General features: G+C 48.5%; 19 protein-coding genes. 16 read left to right on the top strand and 3 right to left on the bottom strand.

All coding sequences use genetic code 11. From position 1 onward, the window contains the following. Nucleotides 1-73: 73 nt before the first annotated feature. From ACY8FN_RS02850 to ACY8FN_RS02830, 5 genes are all read left to right on the top strand, one after another. Nucleotides 74-1834 carry a polysaccharide deacetylase family protein gene (locus tag ACY8FN_RS02850; protein ID WP_463099181.1) on the top strand — a complete coding sequence of 587 codons (1761 nt, stop codon included), beginning with the start codon at nucleotides 74-76 and terminating at the stop codon, nucleotides 1832-1834. A 7-nt stretch (nucleotides 1835-1841) separates the two neighbouring features. Next, nucleotides 1842-3083, top strand: a complete 1242-nt coding sequence (locus ACY8FN_RS02845; protein WP_463099180.1) for an O-antigen ligase family protein — start codon at nucleotides 1842-1844, stop codon at nucleotides 3081-3083. Next, nucleotides 3084-4136, top strand: coding sequence for an acyltransferase family protein (locus ACY8FN_RS02840; RefSeq protein ID WP_463099179.1), 1053 nt, complete (start codon nucleotides 3084-3086; stop codon nucleotides 4134-4136). A gap of 162 nt (nucleotides 4137-4298) precedes the next feature. Then, a complete protein-coding gene (locus ACY8FN_RS02835) occupies nucleotides 4299-6146 on the top strand; it encodes a sulfatase-like hydrolase/transferase (RefSeq protein WP_463099178.1) in 1848 nt (615 codons plus the stop codon). Nucleotides 6147-6267: 121 nt separating this feature from the next. Continuing rightward, the gene (locus ACY8FN_RS02830; protein WP_463099177.1) at nucleotides 6268-7500 is read left to right on the top strand and encodes a 3-deoxy-D-manno-octulosonic acid transferase; all 1233 of its coding nucleotides are present in this window, start codon (nucleotides 6268-6270) and stop codon (nucleotides 7498-7500) included. A 47-nt stretch (nucleotides 7501-7547) separates the two neighbouring features. On the opposite strand, the gene ACY8FN_RS02825 is transcribed toward ACY8FN_RS02830, so the two are convergent. Next, complete coding sequence (locus tag ACY8FN_RS02825; RefSeq protein WP_463099176.1) at nucleotides 7548-8087, bottom strand: hypothetical protein; 540 nt, start codon at nucleotides 8085-8087, stop codon at nucleotides 7548-7550. Nucleotides 8088-8386: 299 nt separating this feature from the next. On the opposite strand from ACY8FN_RS02825, the gene ACY8FN_RS02820 reads away from it, so the two are divergent. The 5 genes from ACY8FN_RS02820 to ACY8FN_RS02800 all read left to right on the top strand — a co-directional run bounded on the left by ACY8FN_RS02820 (nucleotide 8387) and on the right by ACY8FN_RS02800 (nucleotide 12471). Next, nucleotides 8387-9103 carry a substrate-binding periplasmic protein gene (locus tag ACY8FN_RS02820; protein WP_463099175.1) on the top strand — a complete coding sequence of 239 codons (717 nt, stop codon included), beginning with the start codon at nucleotides 8387-8389 and terminating at the stop codon, nucleotides 9101-9103. Nucleotides 9104-9163: 60 nt separating this feature from the next. Beyond that, entirely contained in the window at nucleotides 9164-9985 is an 822-nt protein-coding gene (locus ACY8FN_RS02815; protein ID WP_005357044.1) for a helix-turn-helix transcriptional regulator, read from the top strand. 40 nt (nucleotides 9986-10025) lie between these two features. Next, a complete protein-coding gene (locus ACY8FN_RS02810) occupies nucleotides 10026-10661 on the top strand; it encodes a LysE family translocator (RefSeq protein ID WP_463099174.1) in 636 nt (211 codons plus the stop codon). A gap of 412 nt (nucleotides 10662-11073) precedes the next feature. Continuing rightward, a complete protein-coding gene (locus ACY8FN_RS02805; RefSeq protein ID WP_463099173.1) occupies nucleotides 11074-11739 on the top strand; it encodes a DUF3313 domain-containing protein in 666 nt (221 codons plus the stop codon). Between the two features lie 219 nt (nucleotides 11740-11958). After that, a complete protein-coding gene (locus ACY8FN_RS02800; protein ID WP_463099172.1) occupies nucleotides 11959-12471 on the top strand; it encodes a cupin domain-containing protein in 513 nt (170 codons plus the stop codon). 101 nt (nucleotides 12472-12572) lie between these two features. On the opposite strand, the gene ACY8FN_RS02795 is transcribed toward ACY8FN_RS02800, so the two are convergent. Both ACY8FN_RS02795 and ACY8FN_RS02790 read right to left on the bottom strand, forming a co-directional pair. Further along, on the bottom strand, nucleotides 12573-13073 hold the full coding sequence (locus tag ACY8FN_RS02795; protein WP_463099171.1) for a DUF1993 domain-containing protein: 501 nt from the start codon (nucleotides 13071-13073) through the stop codon (nucleotides 12573-12575). Nucleotides 13074-13230: 157 nt separating this feature from the next. Next, nucleotides 13231-13452, bottom strand: coding sequence for a hypothetical protein (locus tag ACY8FN_RS02790; RefSeq protein ID WP_463099170.1), 222 nt, complete (start codon nucleotides 13450-13452; stop codon nucleotides 13231-13233). A gap of 263 nt (nucleotides 13453-13715) precedes the next feature. On the opposite strand from ACY8FN_RS02790, the gene ydfZ reads away from it, so the two are divergent. From ydfZ to ACY8FN_RS02760, 6 genes are all read left to right on the top strand, one after another. After that, a complete protein-coding gene (gene ydfZ / locus ACY8FN_RS02785) occupies nucleotides 13716-13913 on the top strand; it encodes a putative selenium delivery protein YdfZ (RefSeq protein WP_042018422.1) in 198 nt (65 codons plus the stop codon). Between the two features lie 203 nt (nucleotides 13914-14116). Next, nucleotides 14117-14554 (top strand): DUF2846 domain-containing protein, encoded by a 438-nt coding sequence (locus ACY8FN_RS02780; RefSeq protein WP_124243327.1) that lies wholly within the window; start codon nucleotides 14117-14119, stop codon nucleotides 14552-14554. 225 nt (nucleotides 14555-14779) lie between these two features. Next, complete coding sequence (locus ACY8FN_RS02775) at nucleotides 14780-15565, top strand: metallophosphoesterase family protein (RefSeq protein WP_463099169.1); 786 nt, start codon at nucleotides 14780-14782, stop codon at nucleotides 15563-15565. A gap of 3 nt (nucleotides 15566-15568) precedes the next feature. Next, entirely contained in the window at nucleotides 15569-16450 is an 882-nt protein-coding gene (locus ACY8FN_RS02770; protein WP_463099168.1) for a hypothetical protein, read from the top strand. Then, nucleotides 16447-16785 (top strand): MazG nucleotide pyrophosphohydrolase domain-containing protein, encoded by a 339-nt coding sequence (locus tag ACY8FN_RS02765; RefSeq protein WP_463099167.1) that lies wholly within the window; start codon nucleotides 16447-16449, stop codon nucleotides 16783-16785. The genes ACY8FN_RS02770 and ACY8FN_RS02765 overlap by 4 nt, the downstream gene beginning before the upstream one ends. 1 nt (nucleotide 16786) lies before the next feature. Further along, nucleotides 16787-17713 carry a thymidylate synthase gene (locus ACY8FN_RS02760; RefSeq protein WP_463099166.1) on the top strand — a complete coding sequence of 309 codons (927 nt, stop codon included), beginning with the start codon at nucleotides 16787-16789 and terminating at the stop codon, nucleotides 17711-17713. The last annotated feature ends 205 nt before the right edge of the window (nucleotides 17714-17918 follow it).

Below are 17918 nucleotides of genomic sequence, written 5' to 3'. Positions count from 1 at the left end.
CACTCCCCTGCTTCCGGTTTCTGGTCTCTGTGGCTGCTTGCCGTTCCTCTCTTCTCTACCGGGTAACCGCGCGATGAATATATTGATGGCACTCTCCCAGCTCGAAGTAACGGGCGCGGAGGTATATGCCACTACAGTCGGCAACGAACTGACCCGGCGTGGTCACAACGTCTTTTATGTGTCAGATACCCTGACCAAGCCGACTCTTGGTCCCGTCTTCAAGCTTCGATTCAACAAGCGCAGCATCCTGCGCCGTTTCTGGCACGTCTTCTACCTCATCTATCTCATCAAGAAGCATCATATCCAGTTGGTGCATGCTCACTCCCGCGCCTCCGGCTGGAGCAGTTATGTGGCCTGCAAGCTGACTGGCACCCCGATGATCACCACGGTTCATGGTCGCCAACCAGTGCACGCGTCCCGCAAGGCATTCCATGCTCTCGGCTATCGGGCTGTTGCCGTTTGTGAGGATATTGCCCATCAGATTGTCGACAATCTGGGGGTCGATCCCGCGATCGTGCAGGTGCTGCGCAACGGTATCGAAACCGACAAGTTCCAGCCTGTGCCGGCGCCGGACAATCCCAAGCCGGTGATTGCCATCATAGGTCGTCTGAGTGGCCCCAAAGGGGAGCTCTGTTACCGCCTGCTCGACGAAGTGCTTGATCTTGATGCCTGTCGGGTGCGGATTGTCAGCGGTACCAAGGTGCCGGAGCGCTTTGCCCGTTTCGAAGGTCGTGCCGAGTTTGTTGGCTACGTCGACGATGTACCCGCTCTGCTGGCTGGCTGCGACCTAGTAATTGGTGCAGGTCGGGTAGCCATGGAAGCGCTGCTCTGCGGCCGCCCCGCCTTTGCCATCGGTGAAGCCAAGGCCATTGGTCTGGTGACCGAGCAGAATCTGGATGAAGCGCTGGCCAGCAACTTTGGCGATATCGGCCCCAAGGATCTGGCCATCGATTTTGCTGCGCTGAAGGGAGCGGTTGAATCTGCGCTTGCGAGCAAGATGGTGCCGGAAGCCATTCGCCAACGCATTCAGGATGAGTATGGCTTGCAGGGGGTGGTATCCGGTCTGGAATCCATCTATCAGGATGCGGTGGTGGAAACCCTGCGCCGCGAGATGCCAATCATCATGTACCACCGCTTTATCGAACAGGATAGCGAGAAAGGGGTGCACGGCACCTGGATGCCGATCGCCATGTTCGAGAAGCATCTGCGCCTGATGAAGTGGCTCGGCTACGAGACCCTGACTTTCCGCGATCTGGCGGACAAAGGCTTTATCCACCGTCTGCAATACGGCAAGAAGTACCTGATGATCACTGCCGATGACGGCTATCAGGACAATCTGACCCGCATGCTGCCGCTGCTGGAAAAATATGGTTACAAAGCCGTGGTGTACGTGGTCACCGGTGAAGGATATAACCGTTGGGATGTGGAGCATCCGACCAATCCGGATACCAAGGTCTCATTGATGAGTGGTGAGCAGGTCAAGGCGCTGGCCGCCAGCGGTCATGTGGAAATTGGTGGTCACACTCTGACTCATCCTCGCCTGAGCAAGCTCTCGCCAGAGCTGCAGGCCCATGAGATTCAGGAGAATAAACGCCAACTGGAAGCCCTGCTCGGCCATCCGCTGCTCTCGTTCGCCTACCCTTACGGAGATATGAACGAGAGTGCCAAGGCGCAGGCTATTGCTGCCGGGTATCGTTTTGCCGTCGCTACCAATAGTGGCCCCAAAGCAATGCACCAGGACCCTTTCCAGATCCGCCGGATCGCCATTTTCCCCCGCACAGATGTGTTCGGGTTATGGCGTAAAATCCGTGGGAATTATGTTTTTAGGAAATAGTTAATTTATGACACTAACTCATAATGTTTTTTTACCATGGCGTGGTAATTGCGTTCACAATCTCGTTCAGGTTGGCACGTTTTTATTTGGTGCGTTAGCTCTGACCATTTCAAGTGGTTATTCCTATGGACCCGCAATATTATTTGTGGTGAGTCTTGCCGTTTGTTGGCGTCCCTCTTATTGGGTAAGTATGCCAAAAGAGATGAAAGGACTTGCACTGGTTTTTATTTTTTATGTTTTGATACAGGCTTTATCTATATGGATGGATGGAGGGAAATTACGAGAATTTGATCGCCCCAGTAGAGTCCTCATGGTCGTGGTGATATTGCCTTTGCTTGCTAGATATCCAGCTCGCCTCACTAGCTTAATATCTGGTGTTTCTGTAGGGGCTTGCATATCTGGAGCCATTGCCATTCATGATAAATTGTATTTAGGTATGCCAAGAGCCTTTTATGATTCAATGCCAATACAGTCTGGCAATATCAGCATGACTATGGGGCTACTATGTTTATGTTGCTATTTTTGGTATCGTAAGGAGGGAAACAATAGAGGCGCAATAGTCATGCTATTTTCCTGTGGTATGGGGATGCTAGGCAGCGTTTTGTCTGGTACTCGTGGTGGATGGGTATTATTACCGATGATAATTTTGTCGATACTTATTTATTTTAGGTCTTCGATTCATAGAGTTGATAAGGTGGTCATGGTGCTCTTGTGCGCGGGAGCGATTAGTTTGTTTTTTTCCCCTAAAATAGGAATGCTAAGCAGGGTTGAGTCAGTTAAAAATGAAACATTAGAGTATGTTAATGGTGGAAATAAAAATACCTCGGTGGGAATTAGGTTTCAATTGTGGGAGAGCGCCATTTATTCTTTCAAAGAAAAACCATTTTGGGGGTGGGGTAATAATGGTGTTCGAGTGGCACATGCAGAACAGTTAGCGGATGGCCGCATTACTACATTTATATACGATTTTAACTCTCATGCACACAACCAGTTTTTGGATGAAATGGCTAAGCGTGGTTTAATTGGGTTGGCTGTATTATTGTCTTTATTTTTTTATCCCTTCCGCTCTTACATAATAGAGCCACGATGTAGTGCACTTAAACCTATTTTACTTGGGGTTAGTGCTATGACACTATTTGATTACTGCCTCACTCAGGCTTTTATCAACCACAATTCAGGAATTACATTTTTTCCTGTAATTTTTTCTATTCTTGTATCAGTTCAAACTGATAGTAGAGCGGAACACTAAATGCAACAACGTACAAATAAAAGTAGAATTTATGGTATTGATGGTTTGCGTTTTGTTGCTGCAATATCTGTCGTGTTATTTCATTACATTAGTTATTCTGTCGACAAAGATTTTGCATTAATACTTCAACAGTCTAATTTTGGATGGCTTGTATCTATTTCAAAGTATGGTTTTTTGGGTGTAGAGCTATTCTTTATGATCAGTGGATTTGTAATTCTCTATAGCGCTCAAAATAAGTCTTGGCAGGATTTCACCAAATCAAGATTTATCAGAATATACCCCACACTCTGGTTAGCGGCAACAATCACTTTTTTTGGGGTATTGCTATTAGGCTCCACATCTAGGGATCCAACCGTTACCCAGTATTTGGCAAACTTAACTCTTATGCATCGTTTCGTATTCAATCAACCACATCTTGATGGCGTGTATTGGACTCTCACAACAGAATTACGTTTTTATTTGATTATCGGAGTTATGCTTGCTTTTGGTTGGTTAACAGAGAAGAAATTAAAGTCGGTTATGGTTATTTGGAGTGTTCTTGCCATTACGTATTTGTCATTAGGTAAAGCAGGTAACTTCATTACATACGGTACTTATTTCTCAGCTGGTGTTGGTTTTTATTATTACTGGGCAGAAGATAAAACGTTTTATAATAAACTCTATTTATTATTCACCCTGATTGCTTCAATCTATTCAGGCATTATCGCACACAGCGATCTAAATTTGTCCAATAACATAATAGGCCTCGTTATTACTGCATATTTTGGTTGTTTTTATTTTTTATTAAATGGTTATCAACTCCCAATATCCAACAAGGTGCTTGTAAGCCTAGGTGGAATAACGTACCCACTTTATTTGCTTCATCAAGAATTGGGCTACTCATTATTACAGTATGTAGAAAAATCAGCTAACACATACATAGCCTTTAGTTTTATCACGACAATGCTAATGATATTTTTGGCATTCATAATATATCGTTACTTTGAGCCGCGAGCTCACGCCATAACAAGTAAATATTGTGTTGATTTAATTAAAAAATATGAAAAAAAGTGATTTAAACATTTCCATATTATGTTGGTGGCTTTTTAGTTAAAAACACATAGGTATTAATTTTCTGAAGATGAATTCAACGCCATAATAATGAAAAATCTAGCCTTTAGATTGATTGTTAGGCGTTGATATATTTCAGCAACGATTGATGTGGGGGGTGGATTAGTGTTTTTAAATTTATTTGATAGTGAATTAAATATTAATTTGGCGTGTATGGTTTTAGCGTATGGGTTGCTAGCAACCACTTTTATAAAGCGTATATTGTCGCTTAAGTTACATCTGACTAATGCGCCCTCATTAAAAGATGTTGCGTATATAGGAATGTATGCAGTTATAGCTGGTTATTGTGATAGTTCTTTAATAATTACATCGTTTTGGTTGGTTTTAATTTTGTTTTTATGGTGTAACGCTGTTTTATTCAGTTCTTATGGATTAAAAATAAACATCGGTAATGTCAAAACGTTTTTTAGTGGTGTAAAGTCATTCAAGGGAGAGTTAGCTGAAATTTGTAATTTTTTGTGGCGTTTTAACTGGGTGCTTCTTTGCCCGCTTTTTTTCATATCTTGTTTTTTTACTACATCATTTCTATCAAATTCTACATTTAATTTTGGTAGTACGGCACTATCTTTGGTATTGGCTATTTTTATATTTACTAAATCAAAGTTAAGGTTATTATCTGGGTTGTTATGGCTGTCAGGGTGTACCGTTGTTACGGTATCCTTATCAAGGATGGATGTTTACCCATATGATTTAATTTTTATATTTATAATATTGCTAGTTGCTATAGAATTTTATCGTGATGGTGTGTCACTAGCTAAGTTTATAGAAGGTAGGTCGGTTTTTGAAAGTATATCTAGTAATTCCAACATTAGATATAACTCATCCTTTACTGATTTGAAGGAGTTAGAAGAAATAATTTCCGGGAGGAATAAAGAAGCGTTATTAAATCCATACGAAAATCTTTATGGGGTACTAAAAGATAAAAGTGTATTTATATTTTCGGTCGAGTCATTGTCTTACTCTGCATTTATGCAGTCTGGTGTAGCTAAGGACATATTAAATATATTCACTGGCAGTATCAGTACAGAGAGAGCATATTCGGTATCTCCTAATACAAATCAATCGATTAGGGCTGTGTATAGTTGTATGTATAATGGAGAGTTAGAGGCTGGGGGGGCGCTTAGTTTATTAAATCAAGGTGGGTACAATACAGTATTTATAACCACTCAAGATACTCAATATTTCAATATGAATAAACTGCTTGTGGACAGTGGCTTTAACACAGTAATAGATAATCATAACTTACCAAAAAATAGCAATGACTACATAATTAAAGAGTATGTCGACAACATAAAAGCAAACGTAAAGGATGGTAAACATTTCTATCATATAATGAATTCACAAACTCATAGTAATTACAAGGTTTATGATAAGGAAGCTTTTTGCGAACATGATAATAGCGTTCTTCATGGGCGATACTTGAATGCTGTAGATGAGAGTTTGAGCATTATAAGAGATGTCATACTGTCATTAAAAAAAGACGGTTTTTTTAAAGATGCTGTTTTCATTTTAACTGGTGATCATGGCCAATCATTTGGCGAGTTTGGTTATCATGCCCATTCAAGTGCGACAATAAATGAACAAGTTCGGGTTCCTTTTATCATATTCAATGATGAATTGCCTAAAATTAATTTAGATATGTTCCTTAACATTGATTTAATGCCATCATTATTCCATCTGTTGGGTGTTTATTACTCATCAGATGAAATCGATGGTGCTAATGTTTTTACTGATAGGCATACCTACACCTTACTTTATTCAGATACTAAAAATGGAGAGGAACCATCTAACGTATCTGTTGTGATTGGTGATAAAAAATATTATATCGATAATGTTTTTGGCGAAAGATTTATTCTAAATCTTAATGATGACGTGCAAAAGTTAGATGTTAAAAATGAGAGTATAGAAAATGTTGTATATCTCGCATTAAAAAAGCATAACTTTATTGGTTAGGTGGACATTTATGATAAAAAAAATAATTAATACCGGAGTTTTATGGTTTGGTGTTCTCGGCGGGATACTTGTTTCTTGGTTATTTTCCGATCACCAACTCCTCACCGGCGATCAGACCCAAATGCTCTACAAGGGTTACCTTGGTGCTTATGAGGGGGTCTGGCTTAGTTATGGCAATGCGGCGAGTGCGGTGGGCAATGTGCCGGGGAGTTTGTCGGCCTGGCTGATTGGCGGGCCCTTGCTGCTGTGGGATTCACCTTATGCGCCCATGCTGCTGCTGCTAGCGATGCGGTTGGTCGGGTTCCTGCTGTTTGATTCGGTGATCCGCCAGGTGTTTGATGACCGTGGATTGAATGGCAATGTATTGAATAGCCATGTGGTGCGGTTGCTGTTTCTGGTGCTCTGCTGGCTCAACCCCTGGTTCCAGTACGAGAGTCTGCTCTACAACCCCTCTTATCTGTTCCTCTTCTCCGCCATGCACTGCTGGTCGGCTTGGCATATGCGCGAGCGGGCCTCCTTCTGGCACATGATCGTGCACTTGCTGGCCATTGGCATGGCGATGCAGTTGCACTACTCCTGGCCGCTGCTGGCGGTGATGTCCACCTACCTGTTCTGGCGCCGCATTCTCAAAGTGAGCTGGAGCGGGGTGGTGGTGGCTGCCCTGTTGATCGGTGCCTCGTTGATCCCGTATATGTTGGAGGCGATAAGTAACACTGCGATCACGCAGCAAGCCGATCCCGAAGCGCGTCAGCGCTATATCGGCTGGGGGCTGGTGCATGTCTATCCGGTGCTGAAATCGGTGCTCTACTGGTTGCGTTACGGCTCCTGGCTGTTTGCCAGCAAGCTGGTCAACGACACCCAGTTTATCTGGCTGGCGGGCCACGAATATCTGCAGTTGGCGGCGGTCTGGCTGTGGCGGGTGGTGATCTACGGGGTGGGCTCGGCGACCGTATTGCTGGCGGCCAAGGCCAACTGGCAGCTGTGGCGCGATCTCAAACCACGCTTGCTGCGCAGTGATCGTGCCGAAGTGGATGGCGAGAGCTGGCTCGGCCTCTATGCGCTGGCGGCAGTGCTGGCGGTGCTGGTGAGTGCGGCGCTCTCGCCCATCACCTTCAACTACTGGCACCTGATGCTGATCTTCCCCTACGCCCTGTTCCCGACCCTGCTGCTGCTGGTGCGCTGGAGTCGCCGTTACCCGCAGTGGGTTGGCAAGGGGCTGCTGGCTGCAACCCTGTTCTGCACAGCCGTGAACCTGATTGCGGCGTGCGACAGCACCAAGTTCTCCTATCAGGCGGACTACAAAACCCAGGTGCTGGAGTATCTGCAAGAGATGAAGCTGCAACCCGGGCAGTGAGTCATCCACAGCCAGCTCCCTGATCTTGGGGGGCTGGCTGTCGGTCGCTATTCGAAACGATCCATATGGGCGAAGTTTTTGGCTTCGGCAACCCAACCCTCACGCCCTTGCTGGTCCCGAATTTTTACCCACCACTGGTTCTGCGGTGACGGGCCGTATCTGACCTCTTTGCGCGCATAGTCGTAATCGAGGATGTAGGTTTTGCCCTTGTACCAGAACAAGCCATCACCTTCGCCCACCCAGCCGAGGAGATAAAGTTTTTCCCCTGCCTTCATGTTAAACAGCGGCCCTTTTCCCTCTTTGCTGTAGCCCAATTTGACCGGTCTGAGTATCTCGACGATCCCCGCTTTTTCGGTAATGACGACCCCGGTCAGCCCTTCTACCTGCTGGCCGCGGGGTACCCGGAACAGCTCCCTGGCAGTAGAAGACGGTTCGGCTCTGACGATCACCTCTTGCTTGGTGGTCCATGCCTGATAGGTGCAACCTTCAAACGGGCAGCGTCCCCAGTCGAAATAGGGCTGGCGCGGCTTTTCATCAGAACTTACGGTCGTGGCGAACAACGACAACAACAGCAAAAACAGTCTCATGAATCTACCTGTCCGGCGGGGCGATCACCCGTCGGTTTGATGAAGGGGGCAACACTATATCTCAAGACCCTAATATTCATCAAAGCAGCGGCTTTATTGATTTTCAGCGCAATAAAACGGGTGGTTGATGGTAATGGAAATAGGGGCCACAAGGGGCTGCTGAACGGCGGGAGGGGATAGCCCGCCCCTTTGCCTTGTGCCATGCTGATGGCTATCGGGGCATCGGGTCGGCACTTATGGGCATCTCTCGTTCGGGTATGGGTTTGTTATTACTGCTATCGGCACTTCTACTTCCTTTTATGACTATCAGCCAAGCCGTGGCGGCCAATGCGCCACTGCGGGGATGCGTCTTCCAGCTGGCACCGCTGGTCACCATCGATCAGCAGGGCAAGGTCTCCGGGCCGGTGCTCGACTACTTTCGCCGCCACATCGAACCCGTGATCGGGCGCACCATCGAGTGGCAGGGGCTCAATGTGGCGCGGCTGCTCAGCAACCTCGAGAGCGGCGAGTGCGATCTGACCCCGCTGCTGAGTTACAGTCCCGAGCGGGCTCGTCACTTTCGCTATATCGACCCCCACCTGTTGCTGCTGCGGCCGGTGCTAGTGGTACTGGGGCCATCGCGACTTCACTCGGTCGAGCGGCAGGAAGATCTCTACGGCACCACCATCGGCTGGTCGAGTCAGGCGATCGTGCCGCCGCTGTTGCAGCATCCGCAGATCCATATCGACACCCTTTCCCAGCTCAGCTGGGAGCATGGCAACATGCAGAAGTTGCTGCGCGGGCGGATTGATGCCGCGCTCTTCTCCAACGATATTTCCGCCAACCATTTTCGCGCCAAGCTCCCTGCGGCGACTCGCCTTATCTACCTGCCGGCCCCCCCGCTGCAGGTGCATATCGTGTTGACCAAGTCGCTGGGGGATGCCAATCCCGAGCTGGTGCAGCGTATGCGCCAGGTGGTGGAGCGGGTGCCGCTCGCCTCACTGGTGGAGTCCACCCCGCGGCTGTGGGGGCGTTGAAAGGGAGTTGCGTGCAATAATCTACAAGTCCAAGGCCCGCTGCTGGTGTATCTATAACCCATGAATACCACCGATTCCCTCATCCGCTACTGGCAATCCCCGCACCTGCCGGGGGTGGAGCTGTCGCACTCCCACCACAGGGCGTTCAGCTACGGCCGCCATGTCCATCTCGACTACCATATCGGGCTGGTGCAGCGGGGTGGCCAGAAGTTTATCCACAAGGGGAACAGTCACCATCTGGTGCGCGGGGTGCTCTCTACTGTCAACCCGGACGAGGTGCACGACGGCCTCAGCCTGCTGCCGGAAGGATACGAGGTGCGGGTCTTCGCCATCGATCCGCAGCAGCTGGCGCTTTGGCTGCCGGAGCAGCCGGAACCCTTCTTCGACAAGGGATTGCAGAGCCGCCCCGACCTCTATCAGGGTTTTGCCCAACTGCACGGCTATCTTGACAACCCCAAGGCTGATGGCCTGTTGATCGAGAGCCAGCTGCTGGCCCTGTTGGGGGAGCTGCTGCATCTGGCCCCCGAGGTGCATCAGCTGGCCGATCCCCAGTTGCGCTTCCTGCGCGACTACCTGATGGCCGCTCTCGATGAGCCCCACTCGCTGGAAGAGCTGGCGGGGCTGCTCGGGCTCGACCGTTTCGCCTTCTTGCGCCAGTTCAAGAAACGCAGCGGCATGACCCCCTACGCCTGGCTGAAACGGCTGCGGTTGGAGCAGGGCAAGCGGCTGCTGGCGAGCGGGATGGCGGTGAGCGAAGTAGCGCTGGCGGTCGGTTTCTTCGATCAAAGTCACTTCCACCACGGCTTTCGCCAGGCATTCGGTCTGACCCCTGCCGAATTTCGTGCCCAGATGCAATCTTTTACAAGCCGCGCCCCCCGCTGATCCGCCATGCTGGCTCTCCGTCGTTAAAGCGAGAGTTGTTATGCTGACCAGTTTGTTCGTTACCCTTGGCCTGATGCACCTGATTGCACTGGCCAGCCCCGGCCCCGATTTTGCCCTGATCCTGCGCACCAGCCTGCACCGGCCGACCGCCCTTGGCGCGGCGCTGGGCATCTCGCTGGCGATCATGGTGCACGCCACCCTGAGCCTGACCGGGATCAGCATGCTGATCGCCAGCCACCCGCTGCTGTTTATGGTGATCAAGTGCGGCGGCGCCCTCTATCTGGGCTGGTTGGGGTGGGGTGCCTTGATGGCGGCTCGCCAGCAGAGCAGTACCGTGATGGCCAGCGCTGCCAACGAGCTGCACGGCTGGGGTAGGGGCGTGCGCACTGGCCTCGCCACCAACCTGCTCAACCCCAAGGCGCTGGTGTTCTTTATCGGTCTGCTGGCCGCCATGGTGACGCCAGAGGTGGATGGAGTGACCCGCAGCCTGCTAGTGGGCGAGCTCTTCATCATCTCCCTCTGCTGGTTCGGCCTGCTGGCGTGGAGCCTCTCCACCGATCGTGCCCAGCGCCTGCTGCTGCGGGTGCAGCGGCCGCTCAATCTGGTGACCGGCGTGCTGTTTGCGCTGGTCAGTCTCTCCATTCTGGTGAGCATGGGGGCCGAGCTGGTAGCCTGACGGTCTGGGATCTGGATAACTGATGGGAGGGCCTGCCGCTTGTCCGGCGGCAGGCCCGTTTACGCAAGATAGCTGATGATCGGTCATCGCCCGTTCTGAAGTATTTCCCCGTGCAACTCACGCCGCCTACGGGCCCGCATCGTTTGAAAAAACAGAGCGCCCGCCGCAGCCCCATGTAGCCGGATTAAACAACCGACCCCCGCCAGATCACCGCTCACACACTCACCGCTTCTGTACAAAAGTGCCGCAATTGTGACAACTTGGATGTGAGCTGAACAAGCTTGATCTGCCCCTTGTGGGAAGGTGGTGAATCGGTTATTTCTCTGTGGTATTGGCGGCATCCAGCACGGGTTCTCCAGCCATGTGGTGCAAAATCCGCAGCAAAAACAAACAGTAAAATGCAGGAGCAAATATGAAAAAGGTCGTGATGGTTGTCGTGGCTGCGGCCCTTCTGGGTGGCTGCGCCGTCAAGAATCAGGTCTCCTACAGTTTGCAGTCGCTGCAGACTGTCCCCCTCAGCGCCTTCCAACCGAGCGAGAGCAACCCCAACCAGCGCGTCTACAAGGAGCCGGGCGTTGACCTGCGTCAATACAATGAGGTGCTGCTCGATCCGCTGCAGTTTATCCGGCAGGAGAATGGCCAGTGGTATCTGCTGACCGCCAACGAGCAGAACCAGATTGGCCGCTACTACCACGACAAGTTCCAGAGCGAGCTGATCCGCCACGGCGTCAAGATCACCACCGCCCCCGGCCCGAAAGTCATCCGGATCCAGTCCGCCGTCACCAACTTCGACCTGACTCGCCCCGACCCCAAACTGCGGGATCTGCTGCCCGCCAAGATCGCCATCAACGTCACCCGCGAAGTGATTGGCAAGGAGCCCTACCTGCTCAAGGTGGGCAGCATGGCCCAGCTGCTCGACTCCCAGAGCGGCAAGCTGTTGGTGCGGGTGATGGATGCCCGCGAAAGCCCGGACACCACCCACAAGGATTCGCCCATCACCGCCGAGGAGATGGAGAAGATGATCGATCAGTGGGCTGCCAACCGCGCCAAACAGCTGGCGGACAATATCGGCAAGTAAGCGCCAACATCATCGAGAGGGGGAGCCAGCGGCTCCCTCTTTTTTTGGCCAGATGGCGGGCCACCTTCATGGCTCGCAGCCCATGCCAGCAGGGCGATCAGCCCATTGCCGAGTCCGCCACCACGTCATCCGCCGACCGATTTCTGCTTTTCTCCCCCGCATTCTGGCAGTTAGGATGACCCCTCCCGTGACCGCATCCTCATAGCATAAGGAACCACTATGACCCGTCACCCCTGCATCAAACACTGGAGCGAGCTGCAAGAGCAGACGCCGCGCTACTACTCCGGCAGTCAGGAGCCCCTTTCCCGTGGCTGCGCCCTCGGCAAGCACTTCGGCTTTAGCCGGATCGGCATTCACCACGAGATCGTCGAGCCCGGCCACCGCACCAGTTGGCCCCACGCCGAAAAGACCGAGGACGAGTTCGTCCACGTACTGGAAGGGACGCCGGATGTCTGGCTCGACGGGGTGCTCCATCGGCTGCAACCGGGTGATTCGGTGGGCTTCAAGGCCGGTGACGGGCTGTCCCACGCCTTTATCAACAACACCGACCAGCCGGTGCGGCTGCTATGCATCGGCGATACCGATCGGGAGGACAACCGCATCCACTACGCCGTGCATCCCGAGCGCAATATCACCCTCGGCAAGCTGCACTGGGATGACGTCCCCGAGCGTGAGCTGGGGGATCATGACGGCCTGCCCGACCAGCTGCGCGAGAGCAACGGCCCTTTCTAGGGCGTAGCCCTTCTGCGCTCCAGCCCTGCACAACCCGATATAAAAAAGCCTGCCGCGTGGCAGGCTGTTGCTATCTGTTTGCCGCCTGTGGCGTACAGCGTTTATTGCAGGTTGAGCCCGCCCAGAAAGTCGCGCTTGCCGAGATCGACCCCGGCCTGACGCAGCAGGGCATAGGTCATGGTGAGGTGGAAGTAGAAGTTGGGGATGCCGTACTCATGGACGCAGGTATGGCCATCCATCCCTTTGCCACCCGCCCAGTGCGGCACGTAGCGGGCGCTGGCGTACAGGCTGTAGTCCGCCTCCAGCTTGCTCTGCAGATAGCTGATGGTCTTGCCGATATGGGCGCGCAGATCCGCCATGGTCTTGGGGTCATCCCCCAGCACCGGCAGCTCGCTGTGGCTGGCAGTGGCGACCACGGAGCGGGCCGAATCGCAGCAGATCAACACCTGCTTGGACAGCGGCAGCATATCGACGATCAGCCGCTCGCCGAAGAAGTTCTCCACGTTGAACTGCTTCGCCGCAGCGTGGGCTTCGGCCTTGGCCAGACAGTGGTCGAGGTTGGTCAGCATCTTGATAAACTGGGCGGTAATGTCGCGATTCATGAGCACTCTCCATCTTGTTGAAACAGCGGCCGCTTGCGTGGCCGCAGTGAATGAGACTGGCTAATCGGCCACCAATATACTCCATCCCCTGTCAGGTTCGAGCCCGTGGTGGCAAAAAGGGCAGGGGAGGCGTGCGCCACACGACAGACGGTGGCGATCAGCGAGAGGCGCGCTGCCAGAGCAGTGTCAGGCCGATGCCAATCACCAGGATCACACCGAAAACGAACGCCAGTCCATCGGGGGAATCCTGTGTTTTGGCAACCAGTACGCAGGCAGCAAAGGTGCAGAAAATCCCCACATAGATGCGCCAGAACCGCGGAAAATCGGTAATGAATTCGATAAGGTCGACCAGATCATCGAGCAGTTGCAGCAGTGACATCATCCCCTCCGGCGACGCCGTTACGCTTTGTTCCCCTCCAGCTTGGCATGACAGAGCGGCAGACGGAATCAGCGATGGCTATACCCAACCGGCCCAACCGGGGGGTTGGCCGCGTGAGCGCTCGCCTTTTCATCCTCCGGGTCCCTCATTGCCCCTTTTTTGATCTGTGACATAAATCACCCTTTTTCAGGGGCGTAGGCTGAATGTCGTTGTCCTGGACACTCGTCTGCGTATCCGTCAGGACACCAGCAAAGGAGAATGACATGAAGATCTATGACCGTAACCGCAATGTGCTGAACCTGGGTCAGCGCGTGATGATTGCCGCCACCGGCGCAGTCGATTTTCTCAAAGAGGCCCACACCGACCACATGACCCCCTATCAGGCGGAGCATGAGAAGTGCGTGCTGCTGGCCAACACTCAAGAGCGCTACGCGCCCATCGAGTTGATTAGACTAGGCTGATCCCTTTACCTGTCACCCTACTCTTTACAATTCACCCGGCCACCACGCCCCATCTGGCGGCCGGGTTTCTGAGTTCCCCCCTTCATCCCACCAAATGCTGGAAAATTGAACCGGGTCACACCCCGACCGATTTGAGCGATTGTCAGCCAGCACAGGCTCATGCGAACCTTTAAATCCCGTTAACTCACTAAAAAATAACGACTATGTTCAGGCAAATAATGATGAGTGCTGCCCTGCTGTCGGCGGCGCTGCTTTCCGGTTGTGCTTCCGTACCCATGGCCGATGCCACCGCAGACGCGCAGGCCAAGCAGTTTGTGGCGCCCAAAGATGCGGCCAACCTCTATATCTATCGCAATGAGACCTTCGGTACGGCCGTTAAAATGCCGGTGCTGGTGGATGGTTCTGCCGTAGGCGATACCGTGGCTCACAGCTATATCCTCAAGCAGGTGACGCCGGGCAGCCACACTATCACCTCCAAGTCGGAGAACGATGCCACCCTGACCCTCAGCACCGAGGCGGGTAAAAACTACTACGTCTGGCAGGAGGTCAAGATGGGCCTGCTGATGGCTCGTTCCAAGCTGAGTCAGGTCAGCGAAGAGGAAGGCAAACAAGGGGTGATGGAGAGCAAGTTGGTTAAGTGACCATAGCTCTTTATTTATAATGGTGAGAGTTGGGCGTAGCTTCACCAGCTACGCCTTTGTCAGCAAGATGGGTGTCACTGATTTCTACGCTTCGCTAATCGAACCTATGGTCCTTGGGAAGATGATTGTTATAAATCTCCAAAGAGGTCTCAACATATTGCGATGACGTTTATATACATCAGATGTCCATGATAGAATGCCATTTCGAGCTTAGAGGTCAACACATTGGATATTATACATTTATCAGATATGCACTTTGGTAATCCTGGGGCTCTCTTTAATGAGAGGGAGCTGTCAGAGTCACTCTCAAAGTATATTATTGAAAAAACAAAAAAACCTATTGTTGTTATCAGTGGAGACATAACATTTAAGGGGCAAGCAGATGGGTACAAACTTGCATCCTACTTTATTGAAAAGCTAATTTCATTGGGTGGTGTGGAACGAAATAACCTTTGCTTTTGCCCTGGTAATCACGATATTGTAGACAACAGCTTTCATGATTTTGACACGTTCTCATACTCCTCCAGAAGAAATAATGAGATATCATTCTCAAAAAAACACCACAGTGTTATTGAAATTCAAAACACTCTGTTCTTTATTTTGAATAGTTCTTTTAATTTAAATCATAAACATGGCTTAATAAATGAAGATTGTTTTGAAATAGACCTAACTCCATATAATGATAGAAAAAAAATAATTGTCTTTCATCATCATATTCTTAATCAATTTGATGGTGATTTTTCTGCTATAAGAAATAGCTATGACCTTGTAAGATTTATTGAATGTAATGGATTTGTTTTAGCTCTACATGGCCATCAACATACAGAGCAGTATTATCATGTTGGAAAGTCAGCAACTCCAGTAATCTCCGCTAGAAGTGCTAGTTATGCTCAGGCTGGCTATCTTAATGCGTTCAATCACTACATCATAAATGATGAAGGAATCATTATTGAAAATAATGTTTTTGAGCGTTCAGGTAAAACAGTTGTTATTAGGAAGCTGGGAGGTTAATAAATGGAAATTCAATATAAGAATGTAAGCTCTCTCGAAGAAATTGCTAATGACGCAGCAACATTAATACCAGCTCATAATTATAAGATAAATCTACTGTTAGCATATGAGCTTCCTACAGATGGACTTATCCGGAATGCATTATTGGATGTTCAAGATAAGGCGCTCCAATGGAGTGCAGAGCAATGCCCAGAAAACTTATACTTTAATCACGGAGAATATAGAGTCAATGGCGTAAAAAACATAATTAGCGAGTTAATCTGTAAACCTTCTAGTAATAGGGCAATATATTCACTAATTGATCAAAGTACAATTATGAACTCAGGGGATAACCCCATCCCTTCATTTATGATTTTCCAAAGTATACTGGATGATGGAGTTTTATATTGCAATATTTATTTAAGGGCGTTAGAAGTTAGTACCTTCTTAAGAATTAACTTAGAAGAAATTAGATTGAACATAGAAGAGATATCGCGTTCTACTTTGGAGTTTCGAACCGTCAGATTAACTATTCTTGCATGCCGCGCTCATCACGTTCCAAACTTCAATCCGTTAGAAAAACCTAAGTTAGATCTCATGACTCAATATCAAATAATGACGATGATTAGAGATAATAGAGATGAATTTATTCGTAACGTAGAGCAGATGGCAAATATACAAACTGTGCCAAGCAGTAAATCTATTAAATACATTCTCGAGATAGTCGATGGTGAGTGGCAAGCAGAGAATAAAGGTAGAATCAAGAAACTTTTATCAGAAACAATCTCAAAAATTGATGAACTTGTTAAGCTTAGACAGCAACATTCACATCATGAACGTGTAAGTGAACTGAGCGACAATATCTCAGAAATCCTTATAACCTTAGTTGGAGAGTTTTCAGTATGAGCCTAACACTGAAAGAGATATGCAAGAAGCAGAAGATCTTTGACCAAAAAACATCTATCAATGGGAGATCGTTTTACACCAATATAGATGCAGATAATTTGCATGAATTAGAGCATTTAATTGTTTGTTTGGTTGGTGAGTTAGGTGAGTTTTCAAATCTAACAAAAAAAATAGTTAGAGGTGATAAATCGTTTATTAGCGAAAAAGAAAATCTGAATGAAGAACTTGTAGATGTATTTATATACTTAATCAAAATTGCAAATCAATTTGATGTTGATTTGGAAAAAGGATTTTTAGCGAAATTAGAAAAAAACAAAAAAAGATTTGGTGATTAATATGAATTTATACCAGTGTGCCAACCTCAATGAACTGTATTATCAAGCATTGAGTGATTGTATTGATATAAAATCGCCTACACCTTCACGTGTGGGGATGGTTTATGACCTAGGGCCCTCAGTTTTTGAATTAGAACCTGGATGGTTAAATATACTAACCCTCCCCAAAAGAGCATTAAACCCATTCTTTGCGATCGCTGAATCTGCATGGGTTATTAGCGGTAGTAATAAGTTAGACACATTAAGCTACTATTTAAGATCATATAATAAATTTTCGGATGATAATCTTACTCTAAATGGAGCCTATGGTTTTAGGCTGAGAGAGCACTTTGGCTATGATCAAATTAAATATGCTATCAATGAATTAAAGGGGGCGCCAGAATCTCGTCGTTGTGTTTTATGCATGTATGGTCCAGATGATTTAAAAAATAAACAATCAAAAGACATTCCATGCAACACGTCAATAATGCTTAAAATTCGAGATGGCTCTTTGGATATCACGGTAATTAATAGATCAAACGATATATATTTAGGTATTCCATATAATTTTTTCATCTTCCAAGTTTTGCATTACCATCTAGCGAATGAAATTGGTGTTGATGTGGGCTATCAAAGGCATTTCACTGATTCACTACATTTGTATGAGAGTGATCTCACCGGAGCAAAGGAAGTATTGAGGAATATGAGTGATAATTCTAAAGTGTTGCTTTCAGAACCAAATAAATTAATTTCAATGATATTGTCTGATATTGAAAATATAAATAACAGGCGATTTAATGATATTAAGGGTATGCCTATTAGAGAAGCTATGATGATGTATGAAAAATACATGAAAGATCATGATGTATCTGTTTTTGATAAAGATACAGAGAACGCGACAATTAATTTCTTGATCAAGGAATGGTCTGGTAAATATGTAAATATGTAAATATGTAAATATGTAAATATGTAAATATGTAAATATGTAAATATGTGAATATGAATAATTATAATAATGAGGCCTTGTTGGCGTTAAAAAGTTCAACCTAAAAAGAATGAATTCAATAGTCTCAGCTGAACATTCGTACCATAAAACGTCTTCGAACGAACACAACCCGGCCTAAGCCGGGTTGGTTATTTCAAAAGGCAGGAAA

Source organism: Aeromonas sp. 160P (assembly GCF_055193095.1).
This window is presented reverse-complemented; position numbering and strand designations above follow the sequence as displayed.

What these genes read in the sequence shown, in the direction of transcription:
- ACY8FN_RS02770 (WP_463099168.1), top strand. Translation starts at nt 15,569, where the DNA reads ATGGAAATTCAATATAAGAATGTAAGCTCTCTCGAAGAAATTGCTAAT.
- ACY8FN_RS02840 (WP_463099179.1), top strand. Translation starts at nt 3,084, where the DNA reads ATGCAACAACGTACAAATAAAAGTAGAATTTATGGTATTGATGGTTTG.
- ACY8FN_RS02780 (WP_124243327.1), top strand. Translation starts at nt 14,117, where the DNA reads ATGTTCAGGCAAATAATGATGAGTGCTGCCCTGCTGTCGGCGGCGCTG.
- ACY8FN_RS02795 (WP_463099171.1), bottom strand. Translation starts at nt 13,073, where the DNA reads ATGAATCGCGACATTACCGCCCAGTTTATCAAGATGCTGACCAACCTC.
- ACY8FN_RS02850 (WP_463099181.1), top strand. Translation starts at nt 74, where the DNA reads ATGAATATATTGATGGCACTCTCCCAGCTCGAAGTAACGGGCGCGGAG.
- ACY8FN_RS02820 (WP_463099175.1), top strand. Translation starts at nt 8,387, where the DNA reads ATGACTATCAGCCAAGCCGTGGCGGCCAATGCGCCACTGCGGGGATGC.
- ACY8FN_RS02805 (WP_463099173.1), top strand. Translation starts at nt 11,074, where the DNA reads ATGAAAAAGGTCGTGATGGTTGTCGTGGCTGCGGCCCTTCTGGGTGGC.
- ACY8FN_RS02810 (WP_463099174.1), top strand. Translation starts at nt 10,026, where the DNA reads ATGCTGACCAGTTTGTTCGTTACCCTTGGCCTGATGCACCTGATTGCA.
- ACY8FN_RS02825 (WP_463099176.1), bottom strand. Translation starts at nt 8,087, where the DNA reads ATGAGACTGTTTTTGCTGTTGTTGTCGTTGTTCGCCACGACCGTAAGT.
- ACY8FN_RS02765 (WP_463099167.1), top strand. Translation starts at nt 16,447, where the DNA reads ATGAGCCTAACACTGAAAGAGATATGCAAGAAGCAGAAGATCTTTGAC.
- ACY8FN_RS02800 (WP_463099172.1), top strand. Translation starts at nt 11,959, where the DNA reads ATGACCCGTCACCCCTGCATCAAACACTGGAGCGAGCTGCAAGAGCAG.
- ydfZ (WP_042018422.1), top strand. Translation starts at nt 13,716, where the DNA reads ATGAAGATCTATGACCGTAACCGCAATGTGCTGAACCTGGGTCAGCGC.
- ACY8FN_RS02830 (WP_463099177.1), top strand. Translation starts at nt 6,268, where the DNA reads ATGCTCTACAAGGGTTACCTTGGTGCTTATGAGGGGGTCTGGCTTAGT.
- ACY8FN_RS02845 (WP_463099180.1), top strand. Translation starts at nt 1,842, where the DNA reads ATGACACTAACTCATAATGTTTTTTTACCATGGCGTGGTAATTGCGTT.
- ACY8FN_RS02815 (WP_005357044.1), top strand. Translation starts at nt 9,164, where the DNA reads ATGAATACCACCGATTCCCTCATCCGCTACTGGCAATCCCCGCACCTG.
- ACY8FN_RS02760 (WP_463099166.1), top strand. Translation starts at nt 16,787, where the DNA reads ATGAATTTATACCAGTGTGCCAACCTCAATGAACTGTATTATCAAGCA.
- ACY8FN_RS02790 (WP_463099170.1), bottom strand. Translation starts at nt 13,452, where the DNA reads ATGTCACTGCTGCAACTGCTCGATGATCTGGTCGACCTTATCGAATTC.